The following is a 24,196-nucleotide window of genomic DNA, read 5'->3' on the forward strand; positions in this document are numbered from 1 at the left end:
TAACTGTTCCCGCCTGCCCGAAAAACCGCAAATCTCGGCAAAACGGTTTTCGGCGGGCGCTTTGGATTCATGCAGCTGTCAAGTTCATTTTGAATGACAAATGATGATAGGCTGTATGCGGAATGGCCCATACCATTTTCTGCGTTGAGCACTAAATTACCAGTCGTCGAAGAGGGGGATTTTCGTGAGCAACAAAACCAGTGAACTCGCGCGCGACAGCGTCGCAGCAGACAGCCTCAATGGCCACGACCACAAAATGATGGCCTTCGACGATGCCAGCGCGCTCCTTGAGGTCCTCGTCGCGGTCCGGCGCGGCGACTTTTCGGTGCGGATGCGGTCCGACCTCACAGGCGTCACTGGCAAGATTGCCGATGCCCTCAACGACATCATCGCCGGCAATCAGCGCATGGCGCAGCAGCTCGAACATGTCGGCCAGGTCGTCGGCCGGGACGGGCGCACGAGCACGCGGGTGCGCTTCGGCCTGTCCGATGGCTCTTGGTCGGAGATGGAAGGATCGATCAACGGCCTGATCGACGATCTCCTGTGGCCGACGACGGCGGTCACCCGCACCATCACTGCCGTCGCCAAGGGGGACCTGCTGCAGACCGTGCCGCTCGACGTTGATGGGCGGCCGCTGAAGGGCGAATTCCTGCGCTCGGCCGATATCGTCAACACGATGATCGAGCAGTTGAGTGTCTTCACCTCTGAAGTGACGCGCGTCGCCCGCGAAGTCGGCACCGACGGAAAGCTCGGCGGCCAGGCACAGGTGCCCGAAGTGACCGGCGTCTGGAAGGACCTGACCGAAAGCGTCAACTCGATGGCGTCGAACCTGACGGCGCAGGTGCGCAACATCGCCGAAGTGACGATCGCCGTTGCCAACGGCGACCTTTCCAAAAAGATCACCGTCGACGTGCGCGGCGAGATCCTGCAGCTCAAGGAAGCCATCAACACGATGGTCGACCAGCTCAGATCCTTCGCTTCGGAAGTGACGCGCGTGGCCCGCGAGGTCGGCACCGAGGGCAAGCTCGGCGGCCAAGCCCTGGTGCCGGGTGTCGCCGGCACCTGGAAGGATCTGACTGACAGCGTCAATGCCATGTGCGGCAATCTGACGGCCCAGGTGCGCAACATCGCCCAGGTGACGACGGCCGTCGCCCGCGGCGACCTGTCGCGCAAGATCACCGTCGACGTCTCGGGCGAAATCCTGGAACTGAAGGAAACCATCAACACCATGGTCGACCAGCTCAACGGCTTTGCCGGCGAGGTGACGCGCGTGGCGCGTGAAGTCGGCACCGAAGGCCGGCTCGGCGGCCAGGCGCAGGTGCCGGGGGTTGCCGGTACCTGGAAGGACTTGACCGACAACGTCAATTCCATGGCCTCGAACCTCACCGCGCAGGTGCGCAACATCGCCGAGGTCTCGACCGCGATCGCCAATGGCGACTTGTCGAAGAAGATCACCGTGACGGTGTCGGGGGAAATCCTCGAGCTGAAGGAGACCATCAACACGATGGTTGATCAGTTGAACGCCTTTGCCTCGGAAGTGACGCGCGTCGCCCGCGAAGTCGGCACCGAGGGCCGGCTCGGCGGCCAGGCCAATGTGCGCGGTGTCGCCGGCACGTGGAAGGATCTGACCGAGAACGTCAATTCGATGGGCGGCAACCTGACGGCACAGGTGCGCAACATCGCCGAAGTCTCGACCGCGATCGCCAATGGCGACCTGTCGAAGAAGATCACCGTCGACGTGAAGGGCGAAATCCTCGAGCTGAAGGAAACCATCAACACGATGGTCGACCAGTTGAACGCCTTTGCTTCGGAAGTGACGCGCGTTGCCCGCGAAGTCGGCACCGAGGGCCGGCTCGGCGGCCAGGCCAATGTGCGCGGCGTCGCCGGCACCTGGAAGGACCTGACCGACAGCGTCAATTCCATGGCTTCCAACCTGACGGGCCAGGTGCGCAACATCGCCGAAGTCGCGACCGCCGTCGCCCAAGGAGACCTGTCGAAGAAGATCACCGTCACCGTGTCGGGGGAAATCCTCGAGCTGAAGGAAACCATCAACACGATGGTCGATCAGCTGAACGGCTTTGCCGGCGAGGTGACGCGTGTGGCGCGCGAGGTCGGCACGGAAGGCCGGCTCGGCGGCCAGGCCAACGTGCTCGGCGTCGCCGGCACCTGGAAGGACCTGACCGACAGCGTCAATTCCATGGCGGGCAATCTGACGGCGCAGGTGCGCAACATCGCCGAGGTCTCGACCGCGATCGCCAATGGCGACCTGTCGAAAAAGATCACGGTGTCGGTCTCGGGCGAAATCCTTGAGCTCAAGGAAACCCTGAACACCATGGTCGACCAGCTGAACCGCTTCGCCTCGGAAGTGACGCGCGTCGCCCGCGAAGTCGGCACCGAAGGCAAGCTCGGCGGCCAGGCGCAGGTGCCGGGGGTGGCCGGCACCTGGAAGGATCTGACCGAGAACGTCAATTCCATGGCCTCCAACCTGACCGGTCAAGTGCGCAACATCGCCGAAGTCACGACCGCGGTGGCGCGCGGCGACCTGTCGCGCAAGATCACCGTCGACGTGAAGGGCGAAATCCTCGAACTGAAGAACACCATCAACACGATGGTGGACCAGCTCAACGCCTTTGCCGGCGAAGTGACGCGCGTTGCCCGTGAAGTCGGCACCGAAGGCAAGCTCGGCGGCCAGGCGCAGGTGCCTGGAGTGGCCGGCACCTGGAAGGACCTGACCGATACCGTCAACGTCATGGCCGCCAACCTGACCGAGCAGGTCCGCGGCATCGTCAAGGTGGTGACGGCGGTGGCGAACGGCGACCTCAAGCAGAACCTCACCGTCGCCTCCAAGGGCGAGGTGGCGGCGCTCGCCGAGACCATCAACAACATGACCAACACGCTTGCGACCTTCGCCGATCAGGTGACGACGGTGGCGCGTGAAGTCGGCGTCGAAGGCCGCCTCGGCGGCCAGGCGAATGTGCCGGGCACGGCGGGCACCTGGAAGGATCTCACCGGCAACGTCAACCTGCTTGCCGCGAACCTGACGACGCAGGTGCGCGCCATTGCCGAGGTGGCGACCGCCGTCACCAAGGGTGATCTGACGCGCTCGATCAAGGTCGATGCGCGCGGCGAAGTCGCCGAACTCAAAGACAATATCAACACGATGATCGACAATTTGCGCCTAACCACCGAGCGCAACACCGAGCAGGACTGGCTGAAAACCAATTTGGCCCGCTTCACCAACATGCTACAGGGCCAGCGCGACCTGACGCTGGTCGGCAAGATGATGCTGTCGGAGCTGGCGCCGCTCGTCGGCGCGCATCAGGGGGTGATCTACCAGGTCGATGCCGATGAGGAGCAGCCGTTCCTGTCGCTGTTGTCGGTCTATGCGCAAGGGGTCGAGGCGGCGCATCCGCTGCGGCTCGATTTCGGCCAGGGACTTGTCGGCCAATGCGCCAGCGACGCCCGCCGGATCCTCGTCACCGACCTTCCCGACAATGTCGTTCCGATCAGCTCCGGCGTGTTCACCACCCTGCCGCGAAGCGCGATCGTGTTGCCGGTGCATTTCGAGGGGCAGGTGAAGGCGGTGATCGAGCTTGCCTCCGCCGGCGAATTCACCGAGCTGCAGCTGTCCTTCCTCGACCAGCTGACGACGTCGATCGGCATCGTGCTGAACTCGATCGAAGCGACGATGCAGACCGAAGGCCTGCTCAAGCAGTCGCAGAAACTCGCCGCCGAGCTGCAGACGCAGCAGCGCGAACTGCAGCAGACCAACGAGCAGCTCGGGCAGAAGGCGCAGCAGCTCGAAGAACGCAACGTCGAAGTCGAGGCGAAAAACCAGGAGATCGAGCAGGCCCGGCGCGCACTGGAGGAAAAGGCGACCGAGCTGGCCCTGACATCGAAGTACAAGTCCGAATTCCTCGCCAACATGTCGCATGAGCTGCGCACGCCCTTGAATTCGATCCTCATCCTCGGCCAGCAGCTCGGCGAAAACCCCGACGGCAACCTGTCGGGCAAACAGGTCGAGTTTGCCAAGACGATCCACGGCGCCGGCACCGACCTCCTGAACCTCATCAGCGATATTCTCGACCTGTCGAAGATCGAATCCGGAACGGTCTCGGTCGATGCCGAGGAGATTTTTGTCAGCAACCTGCTCGAGATGATGGCCCGGCCATTCCGGCACGAGGCCGAAAACCGCAGCCTGTCGTTTACGGTCGAGGTCGACGCTGATGTCACCAAGAGCATCATCACCGATTCGAAGCGGCTGCAGCAGATCCTCAAGAACCTGCTGTCGAACGCCTTCAAATTCACCGCGGAGGGCGGCGTGACGCTTCGCGTCGCGTTGGCAGCGAACGGCTGGTCGCCGGATCATCCGTCGCTCCGGCACGCGCCCTCGGTCATCGCCTTCGAAGTCGTCGATACCGGCATCGGCATTCCGCCGGAAAAGCAGCGCATTATTTTCGAAGCGTTCCAGCAGGCCGATGCCTCGACGAGCCGCAAATATGGCGGCACCGGCCTCGGCCTGGCGATCAGCCGCGAACTGGCGAACCTCTTGGGCGGCGAGATTCAGCTGCGCAGCACGCCCGGTGTCGGCAGCACCTTCGTCCTCTATCTGCCGCTCACCTATGTCGGTGCCGGCGCGGTCGCGCCGAAGCCCGCTCCATCGGCCAATGTCGTGGAATTTGCCGAGGCGGCCGCAAGCCGCCGCGCTGAAAAGCCTGCCGAACATGTCGAAGACGATCGCCATCGGATCGTGGCCGGCGATTCGGTGCTGCTCGTCGTCGAGGACGATCCGCATTACGCCCGTGTCCTGGTCGATCTCGCCCGCGACAACGGATTCAAGGTTCTGGTGGCGATGCGCGGCGGCGATGCGCTGGCCCTCGCCCAGGACTACAGGCCGGCGGCGATCTCGCTCGACATCTTCCTGCCCGACATGCTCGGCTGGACGGTGCTCAGCCAACTCAAGCAGAATTCGCAGACACGGCATATCCCGGTGCAGATCATCAGCCTCGATGAGGATCGCCAGCATGGGCTGACCCGCGGCGCCTTTGCTTTCATGAGCAAGCCGACGACGCCGGAGGGCCTCGGCAAGGCGCTGTCGCGTTTGAAGGCCTATGCCGAGCCGCGCCGCAAACATCTGCTGCTGGTGGAAGACAACGAGGCCGAGCGGCTGAGCGTCACTGCGCTTCTCGGACATGACGACATCGACATCACCAGCGTCGGCTCCGGATCGGAAGCGCTCGCCGCCCTCAGGCAGGATCCTCCGGACTGCGTGGTGCTCGATCTCTCGCTGCCTGATATGTCCGGTTTCGAGGTGCTGGAGCAGATCCGCGACGACGCCGAGATCGGCGAGGTGCCGGTGGTGGTGTTCACCGGGCGGGAGCTTTCTCCCGAAGAAGACGCGACGCTGCACAGCATGGCCCGAAGCGTCGTCGTCAAGGGCGTCGAGTCGCCGGAGCGTCTTCTCGATGAGACCGCTCTGTTCCTGCACCGGGTCGTCGCCGACCTGCCGGCGGCAAAACAGGCGACACTGCAGGAACTGCACAGCTCGGATGAGGATCTCGTCGGCGAGACCGTGCTCCTCGTCGACGACGACGCCCGCAACATCTTCGCGCTGAGCAGCGTCCTCGAACGCCGGGGCATGCGGGTACTCACCGCGACGACCGGCAGCGAGGCCATCGACGTCATCAACAACGAGCCTTCGGTGGCGATCGTGCTGATGGATATCATGATGCCTGGAATGGACGGTTACGAGACGATGCAGGTCATCCGTTCCGAGCCGCGGTTCCGGCGGCTGCCGATCCTGGCGCTGACGGCCAAGGCGATGAAGGGCGACCGCGAGAAATGCCTGGAAGCGGGGGCCTCAGACTATCTGGCGAAGCCGGTCAATACCGAGCAGCTTCTGTCGGCCCTTCGCATGTGGCTGCACCGCTGAGGACCCGGCCATGAACCCCGTCAACATCCTCCTCGTCGACGACCAGCCCGCCAAGCTCTTGAGTTATGAGGTCATTCTCGAAGAACTCGAGGAAAACCTCATCAAGGCGCAATCCGCCCGCGAAGCCTTCGAGCATCTGCTGCGCACCGAAATTGCCGTGATCCTCGTCGACGTCTGCATGCCCGAACAGGATGGCTTCGAGCTGGTCAGCATGATCCGTCAGCACCCGCGCTATCAGAACACGCCGATCATTTTCGTTTCCGCGGTGATGCTGGCCGAACCCGACCGGCTGCGTGGCTATGCTGTCGGCGCCGTCGACTACGTCTCCGTACCGATCGTGCCCGAAGTGCTGAGGGCCAAGGTCAGGGTCTTTGCCGATCTCTACAGGAAGACGCGGGAACTCGAACGACTGAACGCCGAACTGGAGGCCAGGGTTCGCCAGCGCACCGCCGAGCTCGAGGCTTCGGCCGCCCAGCTGCGGGAGCTCAACGAGGAGCTGGAGCACCGGATCGATCAAAGAACGCGCGAGCGCGAGGAGGCGCTGGCGCAATTGTTTGAGGCGCAGAAGCTCGACACGATCGGCCACCTGACGGGCGGGGTGGCGCATGACTTCAACAACCTTCTGATGGCGGTGCTCGGCAGCCTCGGCCTTCTGAAGAAGCGGCTTCCGGCGGATGAACGCAGCGAACGTCTGCTGACGAATGCGATCCAGGCGGCCGAGCGCGGCACGGCGCTGACCCAGCGCCTGCTTGCCTTCGCCCGCCGCCAGGAGCTGAAGCCCCAGGCGGTCGATTTCCTCAGGCTGTTCGAAAACGTCGAGGATCTTCTCGCCAAGGCGGTGGGGCCGCGCATCGAAATCCGCAAGCGCATTCCGGCCGATCTGGCGCCGCTTCTGGTGGACAGTAACCAGCTGGAGCTGGCGCTGCTCAACCTGTTCGTCAATGCCCGCGACGCGCTCGAAAGCGGCGGGGCCGTGACGGTTGCCGCGGCAGCGGCCGAAGACGCTCGGCCGGCCGGTCTCGCAGGCGGGAATTACATCAGGATATCGGTGTCGGACGATGGTGAAGGCATGGATGAGGCAACGGTCGCTCGCGCCGCCGAACCGTTTTTCACCACCAAAGGGGTCGGCAAGGGCACCGGCCTCGGCCTGTCGATGGTTCATGGCCTGGCGGCGCAATCCGGCGGCTCGATCCAGATATTGAGCGCGAGGGACAAGGGCACGACCGTATCCCTGTGGCTGCCCGTCGCCGAGACCTTCGTCAAGACGCAGCCGGCGGTCGAGCCTCCCGCAACGGAAGCCTTGAACCCGGTGTCACGGCCGCTCGCCATTCTCGTCGTCGACGACGATGCGCTTGTCCGGACGGGAACCGTGGCGATGCTGGAGGATCTCGGCCACCTGCCGCGGGAAGCGTCTTCCGCCTCGCAGGCCCTGGAATTCCTTGCCGACGGACGGGATTGCGATCTTGTCATTACCGATCACGCGATGCCCGGCATGACGGGTGCAGAGCTTGCACGCCACCTTCGTTCCGCCTTCCCGGGCCTGCCCATTATTCTTGCCTCGGGCTACGCCGAGTTTTCCGAAGATCACGGTCTCGGCCGGATGCTCAGGATGACCAAACCCTTCACCCAGGAGCAGCTTCAGGCGGCCATGGACAAGGCACTCTCGGGCAAAGTCGCGGCGGCGTAACGGCCGGGAAGCAGCGGAGAGCGCGGTCGAAATCTTGGATGAGGTTGAACCCGAACGGGTGGAATTGGAGCATTTCCACTTTCTATTTGCCTACCTCCCTTCATTCCTCCCGATCGATTTCGTCCATGCGTGCTTCAAGCCGCTTCCAGACCTCATCGAGAGGCTTGGCCTTGGTGGGGTCGGCCTCATGGGCGTCATAAGTGGCCACAATTTCCGTTCGCAACCAATGCTCGACGTGCTTTGCCTCTTCTGCGGGAGAGGCGGTGTTCATTTGCCAGATTGTGTGCATCGTTGCGTTCCTATCTCTCCACGTCATTGTTGGTACGCTACAGGAGAAAATCCCGCTTATCTTGATCATCGACAGCTGCGGCTTTCGCGGGTTTTATTCGTAATGTCTTCAAAAAATGATGGCATCGCCCGAACGAAAGGTATTGGTGTGCCCTCAGCTATAATATTGCTCCTCGCGACGAAGGCCTTGTTCGCAGGCTGGAGCTGGAAAGACTCAGGCGAGAGCACGCTGAGGGTAAAGCCAGCGGTGAACCCGAAGAAATTGACCCCACGCGCTTCCTGCAAGAGCTGCAAGCAGAACGTGCGGCGCGTCGTTGAAATAAAGCGATCTCTGTCGGCTTCGCCTCAGATACGAGATATCTGGCGCACAATATCGCCGTTCACAACGAAGTGGTTCGAGCTGGTTGCCACGCATTCTTTAATCCGGTGACGGCGGCCGCTTTCGCGTGCGGATGAAACTTTTTGCTCCTGCAAAAGTTACCTCAATCGATCTTCACTTCACCGAAGGCTTTCCCTTGACCAACATGACGTTCGGCCCCGCAGTCATTGAAGAGGGTATTCTATTTCGGCTCTGGGCTCCCCTGCATGAAAGCGTGTCGTTGAAAATCGAAGGCGCCGATCTGCTGCCGATGCAGGCGGCGGACGGTGGCTGGCATCGGTGCAGAGTTTCGAATGCCGATGCCGGTACGCGCTATTGCTTCGTTCTTCCCGACGGCCTCGAAATTCCAGATCCCGCCTCGCGGTTCCAGCCGCAGGATGTGCATGGTCCAAGCGAAGTGGTCGACCTCACCTCCTATCGCTGGACGACGCGCGACTGGACCGGCCGGCCCTGGGAAGAAATGGTCATCTACGAGATGCATATCGGCTGCTTCACGCCGGAGGGGACTTTCACCTCTGCGATCGAGCGGCTCGATCATCTCAGGGAGCTGGGTGTTACGGCTTTGCAGATCATGCCGGTCAGCGAATTCCCCGGCCGTTACAGCTGGGGTTATGACGGCGTGCTGCCCTATGCCCCCGACAGCAGCTACGGTCGGCCGGAGGATTTCATGGCGCTGGTGGACGCGGCGCATCAGCGCGGCATCTCGGTGTTCCTCGATGTGGTTTACAACCACTTCGGGCCTGACGGGAATTATATCCCTTCCTATGCGCCGCTTTTCACCGACAATCACAAGACGCCCTGGGGCCACGGCATCAACTATGACGGCGACGGGTCGGGGATGATCCGTGAATTTGTCATCGAGAACGCCATCTACTGGATCACCGAATTCAGGCTCGACGGCTTCCGCTTCGATGCCGTTCACGCGATCAAGGACGATAGCGACGAGCACCTGCTTCACGAACTTGCCCGCCGCGTCAAGGCTGCGGCCGGCGATCGGCATGTTCATCTGATCGTCGAAAACGAGGAGAATGACAGCGATCTGCTGAAGCGTGACGAAAAAGGCGCAGCGAAGCTGTTCACCGCCCAGTGGAACGACGACGTCCACCACCTGCTGCATATCACCGCCACCGGCGAAACCTTCGGCTATTATGCCGATTATGCCGGCGACGCCGGCAAGCTCGGCCGGGCGCTGGCCGAAGGCTTCGTGTTCCAGGGGGAACATATGCCTTATCGCGGCGGGAATAGGGGCAGGCCGAGCGGTCACCTGCCGCCAACGGCTTTCATCTCCTTCGTCCAGAACCATGATCAGATCGGCAACCGGGCGCTGGGCGACCGGGTCATGGCGTCGAGCCCTACCGATGCCGTCAAAGCCGTCACATCAATCTATCTGCTGGCGCCCGAGATTCCGATGCTGTTCATGGGGGAGGAGTGGGGCGCTGCAGAGCCTTTCCCGTTTTTCTGCGATTTCGACGAGGAGCTGAACGAGAAGGTTAGAAAGGGCCGTCGCGAGGAGCTTTCGCGTCTGCCGGGCTTCGACTCCGAAGACCTTCTCGACCCGACGGCGCCATCGACCTTTGCTGCGGCCAAACTGGATTGGTCGAAACGCGCTTCCTCCGAGATCCTCGATTTCTACAGAACGTTGCTCGATGTCCGGCACCGGAAGATCGTTCCTTTGCTGAAAGGTGTGACGGCGGGAAGCGCCGTCTACGGTTCGACGGGCAATGCGATCGTGGTCGATTGGACCCTGGCGGAAGGCCGGCATCTTCATCTGCGCGCCAACCTTGGCGACGAGGCGGCGGCGCTCGACTCGCCACCGGACGATGCTGAGGCGATATTCCATCTCGGCGGACGCGACGGCGGCGGTCTGGCGCCCTGGGCAGTGATCTGGAGCCTGAGCGAGGCGTGAGGACGCTGGGAGGAAGGGGTCCAATGATGAAATCCGCAGAGCTCGACAAACTCGCCCGCCGCCACGGCATCAGCCCGACCAGGCCCAGCCCCGAGAACCGGGAAGTGGTGATCTCAGCCGCGACCAAGCGCAAAATACTCTCGGCACTGAATATCGAATTGACGGTAGATCAAGAGACCGGCGCGCCGCAGCGGAAAGCAAAGCCGGACGGCAGGAAGATCCCGGTATCGTTTCTGCCGGATTTCCTATCCGCTACACGGGTCTGGGGCGTGAGCCTGCAGCTTTACGAGCTCCGGTCGGCACGCAACTGGGGCATAGGGGACTTCCAGGATCTGGCCGATATGGCCGATCTGGCGGGGTCGCTGGGAGCCGATTTCATCGGCCTCAATCCGCTTCACGCGCCGTTCCTCGCCGATCCCGACCGCTGCAGCCCCTATGAACCCTCAAGCCGCCAGCATCTCAACCCGCTCTATATCGCCGTCGATCAGGTGCCGGGATTTGCCGGCAGTCCCGAACTCGAACGGCAATTGGAGGGCCTTCGCCAATCCGATCTCATCGACTACGTTGGCGTCGCGCGCACCAAGCTTGGCGCCCTTCATGACCTCTGGTCGGCACGGCGACAGCGCCGCGTTGATGACGAGGCCGATTTCGACGCATTCGTGGCGCAAGGCGACGACAGTCTGCGGCTGCATGCGCTGTTCGAATGCCTTTCCTCTTCCATGGTCGAGCGCGGGGCAGGTGCCGGCTGGCGGCGATGGCCAACCGAGTTCCAGCGCTTCGACGGTGCCGCCGTCGGCGATTTCGAACGTGAGCACGCGGATGATGTTCGCTTCCACATGTGGCTGCAATGGCTTGCCCACCGCCAGCTGATGCAGGCGGCGGAGCGGGCGCGCAAGGCCGGCCTCAGGATCGGGCTCTATCTCGATCTTGCGGTCGGCGAAGCGGTCGATGGCTCGGCGACGTGGAGCGAGCCTGATATCTATGTCTCCAAGGCGACAATCGGCAGTCCTCCCGATCCATTCGCCGTTGACGGGCAGGACTGGCACCTTGCCGGATATCTGCCATCCGAAATTGCCGGAGGGGAGATGTCGCCTTACCGGCGCATGGTGAGCACCGCCATGCGCTACGCCGGCGCTATCCGCATCGACCATGCCCCGGCGATCCGCCGACTTTTCCTGGTGCCGCTAGGCGCCAGGCCGGACAGCGGCGCCTATGTCCGCTATCCCGAGGACCGGCTGCTGCAGATCCTCGCCGAGGTTTCCGCCGAACATCGATGCCTCGTCATCGGGGAGTCTCTCGGCATGATTCCGGAAGGATTGCAGGAGGATCTGGAGGCCGCCGGCATCCTCTCCTATCGGATCCTTTCCTACGAACAGGACAAGCAGGGTTTCAAGCCTGCCGAAGCCTATCCCGCCCTCGCGCTCGCCTGCATTTCGACGCATGACCACCAGACCCTTGCCGACTGGTGGCGCGGCGGCGACATTCGGGATCGCTGTGAACACGGTATCGTACCGCCCGATCTGACCGAAGAACATCTCAAACACCGCAGGCACGAGCGGAGATTCCTCAAAACGGTCTTCAACGCTGCCGGCATCGACGTGCCGGCCCGGCTCGCGCCGCGGGCAGGCCAGGAGGCGTTGAAAGATCTGACCGTCAGCGCCTACCGTTTCATTGCACGGACGCCATCGCTTCTGACATCGGTGCGGCTTGCCGATCTCACCGACGAGAAAAGACCGACCAATATACCGGGCACCAGCGACAGCTATCCGAACTGGAAGCCGAAGCTATCGGTTTTGCTGGAGGATCTGCCGTCTGTCTCGCTGCTCAAGCGCGTGACGGCGGCAATGCGGGAGGAAAGGCCGCGGGAGTGATCGAGGTGGAGGGAGCCGTCGGCTGCCGCCGCGCCGATGGAAATCGATCGGGGAAGGAACGAATACGCAGCCGACGAATTTTCTACAAATAAGGACAGGGAATGTCGAGATGAGGGCCTATCCGCTGTCGCCGCTTTAAAGGCGGCACGACCCATATGATGGAAACAAGATCATGACGACCGCATTCATCCTTATCGCATTGGCTCTGATCATCATCTACGCCGGACCGACATTGCTGTTCTTCTGCGTCGGCTATGCCGATTATGTGCTGGAACGGCGAAGACATATGATCGCGCTGAAGCACGCCGTGAGGCGTCGCAGCGACGAGCTGTAGAGCCATTCGCAGAAATCGCCGACCCTTGGCTTTCCCGGAATGGGACCGGAGGCAGGTCGGAACCCGCCTCCGGCTGCTGGAGCGGTCAGCTTAGTCGTTCGCCGTGACCTTGACGCCAAGGACCGACGGAATGGTGTTCGGCGCACCCATGGCCGCGCCGATGATCATCGGAAATGGAACGGGCTTTTCCGGTGCTGCGCTGATCGTCAGGTTTTTCGGCCCGTCGAGATAGGTGTTGACGGCAGCTGACACCTGGTTCTGCAGCTCCGGCAGGTTGAGCTGCGCCATCATCATCGGCACAAGACCTTTCAGCGACTGCGTCAGCTCATCGCCGGTGACGCCCTGCTGCGCGCCGGCATAGTCGAGCGCCTTCTTTGTGATCGAGGCATCGTCGAAGCGGATCGAGGCGCTGTTGAACGTCAGCTGCTGCATCAGCCCCAGCATCGCCAGGCCGACGGCCTGGTTGGCCTCTTCCTTGTTCGGATTGGCCTCGGCGGTCTTTACCGCCTCCTGCAGCGACTTGACGAAGCCGAGCGTATAGCCGGAGAAGTCGATGGCGACATTCAGCCGGCCGATATTCTTGAAGTCGAACGCGTATTCGTCGACCGCAATCTTGCCGCTTTCGACTTCCCAGCTGCCCTTCATCGTCACCGTGCCGTCGAGCGCGGTCAGCCCGAGTTTCTCGATGGCTTCCTTCGCGCTCGCATCTTCGACCTGCGACAGGTCGGCTTTCAGGCCGGCGACATTGGCGTCATAGGTAAAGCCGCCATCCTGGCGCTCGAGGTTGGACTCGATGCCCTCGATGGCAAACACGTCCTTGCCCTTGATGTTGACAGCAATCGCCCCGGTGCTGACGGTTTCATAGAGGAGGATGTCGTTCAGCGTATCGCCCGCGGCATTGGCGGGAATCGTCAGGCCGGCGATCTCGATATCCTTGGCGGAAAATCGTCCTTCCTCCTGGCTCATGTCGATATCAGGGAAAGAGACTGTTTTGGCGTGGTAGCCGCCGCCTTCCGTTTCCTCGACACCCTCGAAGGTAAGCTCGCCGATCTTCAAGGTATCGCCGGGCAGGCTTGTAGAGCCCACCTGGACGCCCGTCGCCGTTACCGTATCGCCATCGACCTCAGCCTTTTCGAAGGTGATGACCGTGCCGCCGGCACTGGTGGCGGCATTGAGCTTTTTCATCATGTCGGCGCCGTCAAGCGCGAAGGAGGGGCCAGCGAGCGCCAGGAAGGCGGTGCTTGCCATCATCAGGCGGAGATTGCGCATAGGCTTCATGGAAATATCCTTGTGGAGTAAGTGGATGGGGTTGCGAAATTCCGGACCTGTCCCTCCGGCTCTCTTGCCTGAGAGCGGGCTGGGATGTCGCGGTTTCATCTGGTCGGCTAATTCGGGGGTGAGGAGGTCAGGCTCTGCCGGAACCGTTGCACCGAGGAGATATAGCTGACCTGCCGTCGCGGATGGACGGCGGCATTTTCTCTAGCACAGGTAGTTTTGCGGCTCATTATCAGACGTAGAGTGTATTCCCTCGATTCTTGCAACCCTCAAATTCCGCTGGCCGGTGGGAAATCATTCGCCCAAATTTCATGTGTTTTTCAATGACCTATGAGGTGTCCGGCCTTTATTCGCTTCTGAACTAATATATTTGTATTTTAGTGTGGACGGCGGCTGACCGATTGGGCTAAGTCCGTGGCGGCAGAGTCTGGTCAGCGCGCTCGCCGTATCGAACGATCGATATGGGCTGGCCTGCATTCGTCCAATCAGGAGAAGCGTGATGCAGCCCGGTCGCACAGGCCTCGCCGTCTGCATGATGGTGGCCGCCGCCTTTTTGAACAGTCTCGACGCGATCATCGTGCGCATGCTGGCCGGCGACGTGCACCCCTTGATGATCGGCTTTTTCCGGTCGTTTTTCGGACTTCTTGCCGTCTCGCCGTGGATCGTGGCGCGGGTTGGTCTGAAAGACTCTCCCTACCGGGTTCTGCATGTCGTGCGTGCGGGTCTGAAACTTGCCTCACTGGTTGCGTTGTTCATCGCCTTTGCGCACGCTCCGCTGGCCGATGCCACGGCGATCAATTTCACCATGCCGATGTTTCTCGTTCTCGGTGCGTGGCTTGTGCTCAAGGAACGTGTCGGCATCTCCAGCGTCGCCGGCATCGCCGCGGGTTTTGTCGGCGTCATGATCATCATTCGCCCAGGCGCGACCGGTTTCGATCAATGGCTGCTTTTTGCACTGGCAGGAGCGGTCTTGACGGCGGCCAGCCAGTTGATGCTGCGGCGGATGGCATTGAGGGACAGCGCGGACCGGCTGGTTGCATGGAATCTGATCACGACGGTGCCGCTTGGCCTGATCGTCATGCTGCCGGTCTGGTCGATGCCGAGCTGGAGCCAACTCGGGCTGCTCGCCATGCAGGGGGCACTCGGCGCCTTCAACATGACGCTGATCACGCGCGCCTTCGGCATGGCGGCCGCAAGCGTCCTGGCGCCGCTCGACTTTCTCCGGCTGCCGGTCGTGGCGCTGATGGCCTTCCTGTTTTTCTCGGAAATTCCGGCTGCCCAGACCTGGATCGGTGCAGCGGTCATCATTGGCGCGACCATCATCGGCACCGGTGGCATGGCGTGGCGACGGAGGCCGCCGGTTGACAAGGCCTGATCATTCTAAGAAAAGGGGTTCACAAAAATTCTAGATGCACTAATATTTCAGTTGACGCCTGTCGCCGGAGGGGCATGACGGGCGGGCTTCGGCACGAGCGAAGATCAGGCTGACGATCCGAATAGGTTTCACTCGGGAGGAGTGGCATGAAAAGTTTCATCGGCAAACGCGCGATCGCCAGCGGCGTATCGCTCGTGGCGCTTATCGTCATCGTGTTCTTCCTGTCCCGGCTGACAGGCGACCCGACCGACCTCTATCTGCCGATCGATGCGACCACGGAAATGCGCCAGCAATTCCGTGAGATGAACGGGTTCAATGACCCGCTGATCATCCAGTTCGGCCGTTATGTTGCCGATCTCGCTCAGGGCAACTTCGGTCAATCCCTGCGGCAGGCCCGCCCTGCCATGGATGTCGTGCTGGAGGCCTTCGTCTGGACCTTCTGGCTGGCTGTCATCACCATGACGCTCGTCACGGTGGCTGCGATCGTCATCGGTTCGCTGGCGGCGTTTCGCGTCGGCGGCGTCTTCGATCGTCTCGCCACCTTCTTCTCGCTGATCGGCGCTGCGGCCCCGGATTTCTGGCTTGCGATCGTGGCCATCGTCATTTTCGCCGTCAAACTGCATGTCCTGCCGACATCGGGAACGGGAACCTTCTGGCATTGGGTCCTGCCGGTCAGCGTGCTGTTCATCCGGCCCTTCGGCCTGATCCTGCAGGTTGTGCGGGGCTCGATGATCAGCGTCCTATCTTCCGCCTACGTCAAGACGGCCCGCGCCAAGGGTGTCCGTTCGAACTCGATCATCTTCGTTCACGGGCTGCGCAATGCCATGCTGCCGGTGATCACCGTCATCGGCGACCAGGCGGCAGCCATCTTGAACGGTGCCGTGGTCGTCGAAACGGTGTTCGGTTTTCCGGGAATCGGCAAGCTGATGATCGATTCCATCCTGCTTCGCGATTTCGCCGTCGTGCTGGCCGTCATCATGGTCTCGGCATTGGCGATTTTCATCATGAACCTGTTGATCGACATCGCCTATGCGCTGCTCGATCCGCGTATCCGGTATTGAGCGATGGCGATGACCGACACCCAAATCCTCATCGAGAAAAAGCCGAGCGGCCCGATCGGGCGCTGGCTGACCATGCTGTGGGCGGACAAGCTGGCCTTCTTCGCCGCTCTGTTCCTTCTGATCGTTCTTCTCTGTGCGCTGCTTGGCCCGTTTCTGCTGGAGGGCATCGCCACCAAGCAGAACCTGCGGGGTCGAAACGCGCCGCCCTTCGATCTCACCCGCGGATGGCTTTACGTCCTTGGCGCCGATGCGCTGGGCAGGCCGCTTCTGGCCCGCGTCGTCGTGGCGGCGCAAAACACCATCCTGGTTGCGGCGGCGGCGGTGCTTGCCTCCTCCGTCGTCGGCACGGCGCTCGGACTGGTGGCGGGTTACAGCCGCTCGTCCGCGGCTCAATGGATCATGCGCCTCGGCGACGTCATCATGTCCTTTCCGTCGCTGCTTCTGGCGGTGATCGTGCTCTATATGCTCGAACCCTCGGTCACCAATATCGTCCTCGTCCTGGCAATCACCCGTATTCCGATCTATCTGCGCACCGCCCGCGCCGAAGTGCTTGAGGTGCGCGAGCGGATGTTCGTGCAGGCGGCGAAGGTGATGGGGGCATCGAACCGGCGCATCGTCTTTAATCACATCCTGCCGGTGATCTTTCCGACGCTGGTGACCATCGCGACGCTCGATTTCGCCTTCGTCATGCTGGCGGAATCCTCGCTGTCGTTCCTGGGGATCGGCATTCAGGCGCCTGAGATCACCTGGGGTCTCATGGTTGCCCAAGGACGGCCCTATCTCACCAATGCCTGGTGGCTGTCCTTCTGGCCCGGCCTTGCCATCATCCTGACGACGCTGTCGCTGAACCTCCTGTCGAATTGGCTGCGCATCGCGCTCGATCCGACGCAACGCTGGCGCCTTGAAATGAGAGGCAGGGAAATGAGGGGCGGGAAAAATGGCTGAACATCTTCTCGACGTGCGTAACCTCTCGGTCGAGTTCCACACGCTCACCGGCACCGTCAAGGCAGTACAGGACGTAAGCTGGCATCTCGACCGCGGCGAGACGCTGGCAATTCTCGGAGAAAGCGGTTCGGGTAAATCGGTCTCCGCCTCGGCCGTCATGAACCTGATCGATATGCCGCCCGGCAGGATCACCAGCGGCACCATTCTCCTGAATGGGTGCGACATGCTGACAATGACGCCCGAGCAGCGGCGTTCGATCAACGGCGCGAGGATCGCCATGATCTTTCAGGACCCGCTGGCCCATCTCAACCCGGTCTATCCGGTCGGCTGGCAAATCACCGAAATGATGACCACGCACGGTGAACCCGCTGAGCGCGCCGGCGCCAGGGCGCTCGAATTGATCGGACGCGTCGGCATCACCGATCCGCAGGCGGCGATGCGCAAATATCCGTTCCAGTTCTCCGGCGGACAGCGGCAACGCCTGATGATCGCCATGGCGATCGCCTGCAAGCCGGACATCCTGATTGCCGATGAACCCACCACCGCGCTTGACGTTACGGTGCAGGCTCAGGTGCTCGAACTTCTGCAGGAGTTGCAGCAGGAAACCGGAATGGGCCTGTTGCTGATCACGCATGATCTCGGCGTCGTTGCCGAGATCGCCGACCGGGTCGTGGTGATGAATTCCGGCTGCGTCGTCGAAACCGGCAATGCTGCCGAAGTCTATCGCAATCCGCAGAACGCCTATACGAAGAAGCTGATTGCCGCCGCACCGGGGAAGGGCGCAATGGCGCAGGAGCGTGACCGGCAGGGCGAGCCGCTGCTGCGCGCCATCGGCTTGAAGAAGAGTTTTGGTGCCTTCCAGGCCCTGAAAGGTGTCGACCTCGTCATCATGCCCGGCGAAACCGTCGCGGTCGTCGGCGAGAGCGGTTCCGGCAAGTCGACCCTTGCCCGGGCGATCGTTCGCCTCGACGATCCGCAGGAGGGCCAGGTCCTTTACCGCGGCAATGATCTGCTTGCGATGACCTCGAGAGAAATATTCGGGCTGCGTCGTGATTTGCAGATGGTCTTTCAGGACCCGACACAGTCGCTCAACCCGCGAATGACCGTGTTCAGGCTGATTTCTGAGGCCTGGGTCATTCACCCCGAGATCCTGCCGAAAGCAAGGTGGAAGGAGAGGGTGGCCGAATTGCTGATCAAGGTCGGTCTGAAGCCGGATATGGCGGACCGCTATCCGCATCAATTCTCCGGCGGTCAGCGCCAGCGCATCGCCATTGCCCGCGCGCTGGCGATGGAGCCGAAACTGATCATCTGCGACGAGGCGGTTTCGGCGCTCGACGTGTCGATCCAGGCGCAGGTGATTGCCTTGCTCGAAGGCCTGCGTCGCGAATTCGGCCTGTCCTATCTTTTCATTGCGCACGACTTGCCGGTGGTTCGCGATTTCGCCGACCGCGTCATCGTCATGAAGGCCGGCGAAATTGTCGAGGAGGGGCCCGTGGCCAGGATCTTCAATGCGCCCGCCCACCCCTATACCCAGGCGCTGCTTGCCGCCGGCCTCGATCCCGATCCCGAAATCCAGGCCGCCCGGCGCGCCGCACGCCTCACACAGGAAGGACTCGTTCCCGCATGAAGCCCGATGTCATCGTCGCCTACCCGCTCCGGCCCCGTCAGATGGCAGGGCTGGAGGAGATCTATACGCTGCACCGGCTGGACCTTGCAGAAGGCCGGGAACGCGATGCTCTTCTGGCCAAATCCGGCCCGATCTGCACGGCTCTGGTCTGCAACGGCCATGTGACGATCGACGAGGCGCTGCTTGCGAAGTTGCCGGCGCTGAAGCTTGCCGCCTGTTCCTCGGCCGGCTACGACCAGATGGATGTCGAGGCGATGACGCGGCGCGGCATCAAGCTCACCAACACATCCGAGGTCCTGTGCGACGACGTTGCCGACACGGCGCTGCTTCTGATGCTGGCGGCCCGCCGGCGCCTGCCGGAAGGCGACCGCTATGTGCGCTCCGGCGAATGGGGGCGCAACGGCATGATGCCGCTGACAACGTCGACGTCGGGCAAGAAGGCCGGGATTGTCGGCCTCGGCCGCATCGGTATGGCGATTGCCAGGCGATGCGAGGCTGTCGGGCTGACGGTCGGCTATTCCGGACGGACGAAAAAAGCCGGCAACGATTTTGCCTATTTCGACGAGCCGGTGAAACTGGCGGACTGGGCAGATATCCTGATCGTGGCGACGCCGGGCGGGGCCTCGACCGAAGGTTTGATTTCGGCTGAGGTGCTGAACGCGCTCGGCCCGGCGGGCAGCTTCATCAACATTGCCCGCGGCACCGTGGTCGATGAGCCGGCGCTGATCCGGGCCCTGCAGGAGAGGCGGATCGCGTCGGCCGGCATCGATGTCTACCTCAACGAACCCCATCCCGATCCGCGCTTTGCAGCGCTCGATAATGTCGTGCTCTATCCCCATCACGCCAGTGGCACCGAGGAAACGCGCGACAGGATGGCGCAATTGACGGTCGACAACCTTGCCGCCTTCTTCGCAGGCAGGCCGCTGCTGACGCCGGTCAATTGACCCCGGTGGAAATCCGCGGCGCGGCAGGCTCAGACGAAGTAGTCCGGGAACTCCTTCCTGAGCTCTTCCACTTTCGCGACGGTGCGGCTGAGATGCTCGCGGATCGCATCGACCGCACCCTGTTCGTCGCGGGCGGCAATCGCGTCGATGATGGCGTGGTGGCCGTCGAGGATGCTCATGATCTTGCCCTTTTCGGGCAGGTGCAGACGGCGAAGGCGCTCGAGATGGCCGGACCGCTCGCGAACCAGTTGATGCAGGCTGCTGCGCTTGGCGCCTGCGAACAAGGTCTGGTGAAAGAGTTCGTCGAGTTCCTGGAAGATGGCGATCTGGTCGACGTCGTCGGCGACGGCCGACTGCATTTTGATGATCGAGCGGGCGCGCGTGATGACGCTTGGATCCGGATCCGGATCGGTCGCGAGGCGGCGGCAGACTTCCGATTCCAGCGCGACGCGAAGGAAATGCGCCTCGTATATCTGCAGGACGTCTATCCTGGTCACCACGGTGCGGGACTGCGGGTAAATGCGCACCAGGCCTTCCTGTTTGAGGAGCTGCAACGCGTCACGAATGGGGGTCTGGCTGACTTCATAGGTCTCGGTAAGCTCGGTGCGCGACAGCGTGGTGTCCGGCGGCAGCTGAATGGTGATGATGCGCTTTCTCAGATCATCATAGACGCGCTGGACGGTGCTGCCGGCCGCGGGTGGAAAACCGGGTGCAGTCAGGCCGAATGTGGAGGCGAACTGGGAATTCATGTGAGGCAATCCTTTTCACTCCATTCATAGCTTTGCACGCCCTAATGCACAAGAATGCAAAGTTGCCGTTGATATATATGGGAAACTAAAATATCAGTTGGAAGAAGGTGTGCGGAGGAGCACGCAAAAAGGTGGGAGAAAGCCGTGGCCGCGAGGAAAATTTACGAGGAATTGCGGTCGGCCCGATGGATGCTGCCGGATGATCAGCGTTCGTTCGGTCACCGGTCGCGGACCATGCAGATGGGCTATGCGCCGGAGGATTGGCAGGGAAAGCCGATCATTGCCGTCATCAACACCTGGTCCGACGCCCAGCCGTGCCACATGCATTTCCGCGAACGCGTGGAATGGGTGAAGCGGGGCATTCTTCAGTCGGGCGGGTTCCCGATGGAATTGCCCGCTCTTTCGCTTTCCGAAAATTTCGTCAAGCCGACGACGATGCTCTACCGCAACATGCTGGCGATGGAGACCGAGGAGCTGTTGCGCAGCCATCCTGTCGACGGCGCCGTTCTGATGGGCGGCTGCGACAAGACGACACCCGGCCTTGTCATGGGTGCGGTCAGCATGGGCATTCCCTTTGTTTATCTGCCGGCCGGTCCGATGCTCCGCGGCAATTACGCCGGCAAGACGCTCGGCTCCGGCACCGACGGTTTCAAATATTGGGATGAGCGGCGTGCCGGCACGATCACCAAAGAGGAGTGGCAGGGCATCGAAGGCGGCATTGCCCGCAGCTACGGCCATTGCATGACCATGGGCACAGCGTCGACGATGACGGCGATCGCCGAGGCTATGGGATTGACGCTGCCGGGCGCTTCCTCGATTCCGGCGGCCGACGCCAACCACCAGCGCATGTCGGCAGCCTGCGGCCGCCGCATCGTCGATATGGTGTGGGAGGATCTGACGCCGGACAAGATCATCACGCCGGCCTCCGTCGACAATGCAGTCACGGTCGCCATGGCGACCGGCTGCTCCACCAATGCGATCATCCATCTGATCGCCATGGCGCGGCGCGCCGGCGTGCCGCTGGAGCTCGATGACCTCGATCGCATCGGCCGCACCACGCCGGTTCTTGCCAACATCCGGCCGTCCGGTTCGACCTACCTGATGGAGGATTTCTTTTATGCGGGCGGCTTGCGGGCGCTGATGAAGCAGCTCGGCGACAAGCTGGATCCAACCGCGATAACCGTCACGGGCAAGCCCTTGGTGGACGGCCTCGACCAGGTGAAAATCTACAATGACGACGTTATCCGGCCATTGTCGAACCCGGTCTATCACGAAGGTTCGCTGGCAGTACTCAAGGGCAATCTGTGTCCCGACGGCGCGGTCATCAAGCCGGCGGCCTGCGACCCGAAGTTCCATCGCCATCGCGGTCCAGCGCTGGTCGCCGACAGCTATGCGGAGATGAAGAAGATCATCGACGATCCCGATTATCCGCTGACGCCTGATACGGTGCTGGTGCTGCGCAATGCCGGCCCGCAGGGCGGGCCCGGCATGCCGGAATGGGGCATGATCCCGATGCCGAAGGCGTTATTGAAGCTTGGCCTGCGCGACATGGTGCGCATTTCGGATGCCCGCATGTCCGGAACGAGCTTCGGCGCCTGCGTGCTGCACGCCGCGCCGGAATCCTACATCGGCGGGCCGCTGGCATTGTTGCGAACCGGTGACATGGTCGAGCTCGACATTCCGGCACGCAGCCTCAATATGCTGGTTTCCGAAGAGCAGATCGCAGCGCGGCGTGCCGCCTGGGTGGCGCCGATAAGGCATTACGAGCGCGGTTACGGCTTCATGTTCTCCAAGCATATCGAGCAGGCCGACAAAGGCTGCGACTTCGACTTCCTGACGACGGAATTCGGTGGCAAGACTGCTGAACCGGCTATCAACTGAGGCACCACGATGTTTGATCCCAATCGACGCACGATCCCCGCACAGCCGCCCAAGGCCGGCTTTGCGGCCGGCCCGGCCAAGCTGGACGCCATCCGCTCGGTCACGCTGTCGCTCGCTTATCTGCCGTTGGCGCGGCCGATCAGCGACGCCAAGGTTTTGACGGGCCGGCAGAAGCCGCTGACTGAGGTGGCATTTCTGTTTTGCGAGATCGTCTCCGAAGCCGGCCATAGCGGTCTCGGCTTCAGTTACTCGAAGCGGGCCGGCGGCCCCGCTCTTTATGCGCATGCCTGCGAGATTGCCGACAATCTGATCGGCGAAGATCCCAGCGACACGGCGCGGATATGGGACAAGCTCTGCTGGGCCGGAGCCTCGGTCGGACGCTCCGGCATTGCGACGCAGGCCATTGCCGCCATCGACATCTGCCTCTGGGACCTGAAGGCAAAACGGGCCGGCCTGCCGTTGGCAAAATTGCTCGGCGCTTATCGCGACAGCGTCGCCTGCTACAACACGTCAGGCGGCTTCCTGTCGTCGAGTGTCGAGGAAATCCGCGATGCCATCGATCACTCGATCGCCGCCGGTATCGGCGGCATCAAGATCAAGGTCGGGCAGCCGGACCCGATGATCGACCTTCGCCGGCTTGATGCCGTGACCAGCCATATCGACGGCCGTGTGCCGCTAATGGTCGATGCCAACCAGCAATGGGACCGCACGACGGCGTTGCGCTTCGGCCGGCTGGTCGAGCCGCTCAATCTCGAATGGATCGAAGAACCGCTCGATGCCTATGACGCCGAAGGCCATGCCGCACTGGCGCGCGAACTCGCCACACCGATCGCCACCGGCGAGATGCTGGCAAGCGCCGACGAACATATGGCCCTGATCCGCGCTGACGCGGTCGACTTCATTCAGCCGGATGCGCCGCGTGTCGGCGGCATCACGCCGTTTCTCCGCATCTGCACGCAAGCCGAGGCGAAACGCATGCGCCTGGCGCCGCATTTCGCCATGGAAATCCATCTGCACCTGGCGGCCGCCTATGCGCACGAGCCGTGGGTAGAGCATTTCGATTGGCTGGCGCCACTGTTCAACGAGCAGCTCGACATTCGGGATGGCCGGATGATCGTGCCCGCGCGTCCGGGGCTTGGCTGCAGCCTGACGGGCAATGCCCGTGACTGGACCGTGGAAACACGCAGCTTCGGCAGCTGAATTTGAACGAGGAGAAGGAAATATGAACCCCGCAACCCGTGAAAAGCTGATGGGTGTCTCGGTCGCGACGCTCTGCTCGGCGCTGTTCAAGCGCGGCCTGAGAAACCAGACGGTTCAGGATGTCCGGCCGGTGCAGCCGAAGGGCCGCAACATGGTGGGGCCGGCCTTCACGCTGCGTTACATGCCGGCGCGCGAGGACCGCAATGCGATGAACGTGTTTCGGAACCCGAAACATCCGCAAAGGCTTGCCATCGAGACCTGCCCCGAAGGTCATGTTCTGGTGATGGACAGCCGCAAGGATCCGCGGGCGGCCTCGGCCGGCGACATATTGATTACCCGTCTGATGATGCGCGGCGGCGCCGGCGTCGTCACCGACGGCGGCTTCCGCGACGCCATGACCATCGGCGGCCTTGATATTCCCGCCTATCACCATCGTCCCTCCAGCCCGACCAACCTCACGCTGCACGAGGCGATCGACATAAACGTGCCGATCGGCTGCGGCGACGTGGCGGTCTTCCCTGGTGATATCATGGTTGGCGACGACGACAGCGTGATCGTCATTCCGGCCGAGATCGCCGACGAGATCGCCGACGAAGCGGTGGAGATGACTGCTTACGAGGATTTCGTCACGGAGCGCGTCAAGCAGGGACATACGATCATCGGCCTCTATCCGGCCACCGACGAAAGTAATCTGACGCTCTTTGCCGAATGGCGAAAGGTGAACGACCGCTAAAGCATGATG

Annotated in this window: 16 protein-coding genes; 13 read left to right on the forward strand and 3 right to left on the reverse strand. The window is 62.2% G+C overall.

Annotated features, from left to right (window positions below):
• The first annotated feature begins 184 nt into the window (after positions 1-184).
• Together AF337_RS03175 and AF337_RS03180 are read left to right on the forward strand one after the other, a co-directional pair.
• Positions 185-5,932 carry a HAMP domain-containing protein gene (locus tag AF337_RS03175; RefSeq protein ID WP_049731028.1) on the forward strand — a complete coding sequence of 1,916 codons (5,748 nt, stop codon included), beginning with the start codon at positions 185-187 and terminating at the stop codon, positions 5,930-5,932.
• Positions 5,933-5,942: 10 nt separating this feature from the next.
• Complete coding sequence (locus AF337_RS03180) at positions 5,943-7,619, forward strand: response regulator (RefSeq protein ID WP_049731029.1); 1,677 nt, start codon at positions 5,943-5,945, stop codon at positions 7,617-7,619.
• A 100-nt stretch (positions 7,620-7,719) separates the two neighbouring features.
• Here the strand turns inward: AF337_RS03180 and AF337_RS03185 are convergent, their stop codons facing one another.
• The gene (locus AF337_RS03185; RefSeq protein ID WP_225881021.1) at positions 7,720-7,908 is read right to left on the reverse strand and encodes a hypothetical protein; all 189 of its coding nucleotides are present in this window, start codon (positions 7,906-7,908) and stop codon (positions 7,720-7,722) included.
• A 523-nt stretch (positions 7,909-8,431) separates the two neighbouring features.
• Between AF337_RS03185 and treZ the strand changes: the two genes are divergently transcribed.
• The 3 genes from treZ (at position 8,432) to AF337_RS43525 (ending at position 12,397) form a co-directional block, all read left to right on the forward strand.
• On the forward strand, positions 8,432-10,192 hold the full coding sequence (gene treZ, locus AF337_RS03190; RefSeq protein ID WP_049731132.1) for a malto-oligosyltrehalose trehalohydrolase: 1,761 nt from the start codon (positions 8,432-8,434) through the stop codon (positions 10,190-10,192).
• Positions 10,193-10,218: 26 nt separating this feature from the next.
• Positions 10,219-12,063, forward strand: coding sequence for a 4-alpha-glucanotransferase (gene malQ / locus AF337_RS03195; protein WP_049731133.1), 1,845 nt, complete (start codon positions 10,219-10,221; stop codon positions 12,061-12,063).
• Between the two features lie 172 nt (positions 12,064-12,235).
• Positions 12,236-12,397, forward strand: a complete 162-nt coding sequence (locus AF337_RS43525; RefSeq protein WP_167347725.1) for a hypothetical protein — start codon at positions 12,236-12,238, stop codon at positions 12,395-12,397.
• 90 nt (positions 12,398-12,487) lie between these two features.
• Here AF337_RS43525 and AF337_RS03200 read toward each other — a convergent pair whose 3' ends face one another.
• Positions 12,488-13,675 carry a hypothetical protein gene (locus AF337_RS03200; RefSeq protein WP_049731030.1) on the reverse strand — a complete coding sequence of 396 codons (1,188 nt, stop codon included), beginning with the start codon at positions 13,673-13,675 and terminating at the stop codon, positions 12,488-12,490.
• Positions 13,676-14,171: 496 nt separating this feature from the next.
• Between AF337_RS03200 and AF337_RS03205 the strand changes: the two genes are divergently transcribed.
• The 5 genes from AF337_RS03205 to AF337_RS03225 all read left to right on the forward strand — a co-directional run bounded on the left by AF337_RS03205 (position 14,172) and on the right by AF337_RS03225 (position 19,624).
• A complete protein-coding gene (locus tag AF337_RS03205) occupies positions 14,172-15,047 on the forward strand; it encodes a DMT family transporter (RefSeq protein WP_049731031.1) in 876 nt (291 codons plus the stop codon).
• A gap of 146 nt (positions 15,048-15,193) precedes the next feature.
• The gene (locus tag AF337_RS03210; protein ID WP_049731032.1) at positions 15,194-16,108 is read left to right on the forward strand and encodes an ABC transporter permease; all 915 of its coding nucleotides are present in this window, start codon (positions 15,194-15,196) and stop codon (positions 16,106-16,108) included.
• Positions 16,109-16,111: 3 nt separating this feature from the next.
• A complete protein-coding gene (locus tag AF337_RS03215) occupies positions 16,112-17,053 on the forward strand; it encodes an ABC transporter permease (RefSeq protein WP_193393564.1) in 942 nt (313 codons plus the stop codon).
• The gene (locus AF337_RS03220) at positions 17,046-18,680 is read left to right on the forward strand and encodes an ABC transporter ATP-binding protein (RefSeq protein ID WP_049731033.1); all 1,635 of its coding nucleotides are present in this window, start codon (positions 17,046-17,048) and stop codon (positions 18,678-18,680) included. The genes AF337_RS03215 and AF337_RS03220 overlap by 8 nt, the downstream gene beginning before the upstream one ends.
• Complete coding sequence (locus tag AF337_RS03225; protein ID WP_049731034.1) at positions 18,677-19,624, forward strand: 2-hydroxyacid dehydrogenase; 948 nt, start codon at positions 18,677-18,679, stop codon at positions 19,622-19,624. The genes AF337_RS03220 and AF337_RS03225 overlap by 4 nt, the downstream gene beginning before the upstream one ends.
• Positions 19,625-19,653: 29 nt before the next feature.
• On the opposite strand, the gene AF337_RS03230 is transcribed toward AF337_RS03225, so the two are convergent.
• Positions 19,654-20,373, reverse strand: a complete 720-nt coding sequence (locus AF337_RS03230) for a GntR family transcriptional regulator (protein WP_049731035.1) — start codon at positions 20,371-20,373, stop codon at positions 19,654-19,656.
• Positions 20,374-20,517: 144 nt separating this feature from the next.
• Between AF337_RS03230 and araD the strand changes: the two genes are divergently transcribed.
• Genes araD through AF337_RS03245 form a run of 3 tightly spaced genes read left to right on the forward strand, consistent with a single transcriptional unit; the run spans position 20,518 to position 24,187 of the window.
• Complete coding sequence (gene araD, locus AF337_RS03235) at positions 20,518-22,254, forward strand: L-arabinonate dehydratase (RefSeq protein ID WP_082336739.1); 1,737 nt, start codon at positions 20,518-20,520, stop codon at positions 22,252-22,254.
• 9 nt (positions 22,255-22,263) lie between these two features.
• Positions 22,264-23,454, forward strand: a complete 1,191-nt coding sequence (locus tag AF337_RS03240) for an L-talarate/galactarate dehydratase (protein ID WP_049731037.1) — start codon at positions 22,264-22,266, stop codon at positions 23,452-23,454.
• A gap of 22 nt (positions 23,455-23,476) precedes the next feature.
• A complete protein-coding gene (locus AF337_RS03245; protein ID WP_049731038.1) occupies positions 23,477-24,187 on the forward strand; it encodes a ribonuclease activity regulator RraA in 711 nt (236 codons plus the stop codon).
• Positions 24,188-24,196: the final 9 nt, after the last annotated feature.

It is taken from the genome of Rhizobium ecuadorense, from assembly GCF_001187535.1.
In the GTDB taxonomy this organism is placed as follows: domain Bacteria; phylum Pseudomonadota; class Alphaproteobacteria; order Rhizobiales; family Rhizobiaceae; genus Rhizobium; species Rhizobium ecuadorense.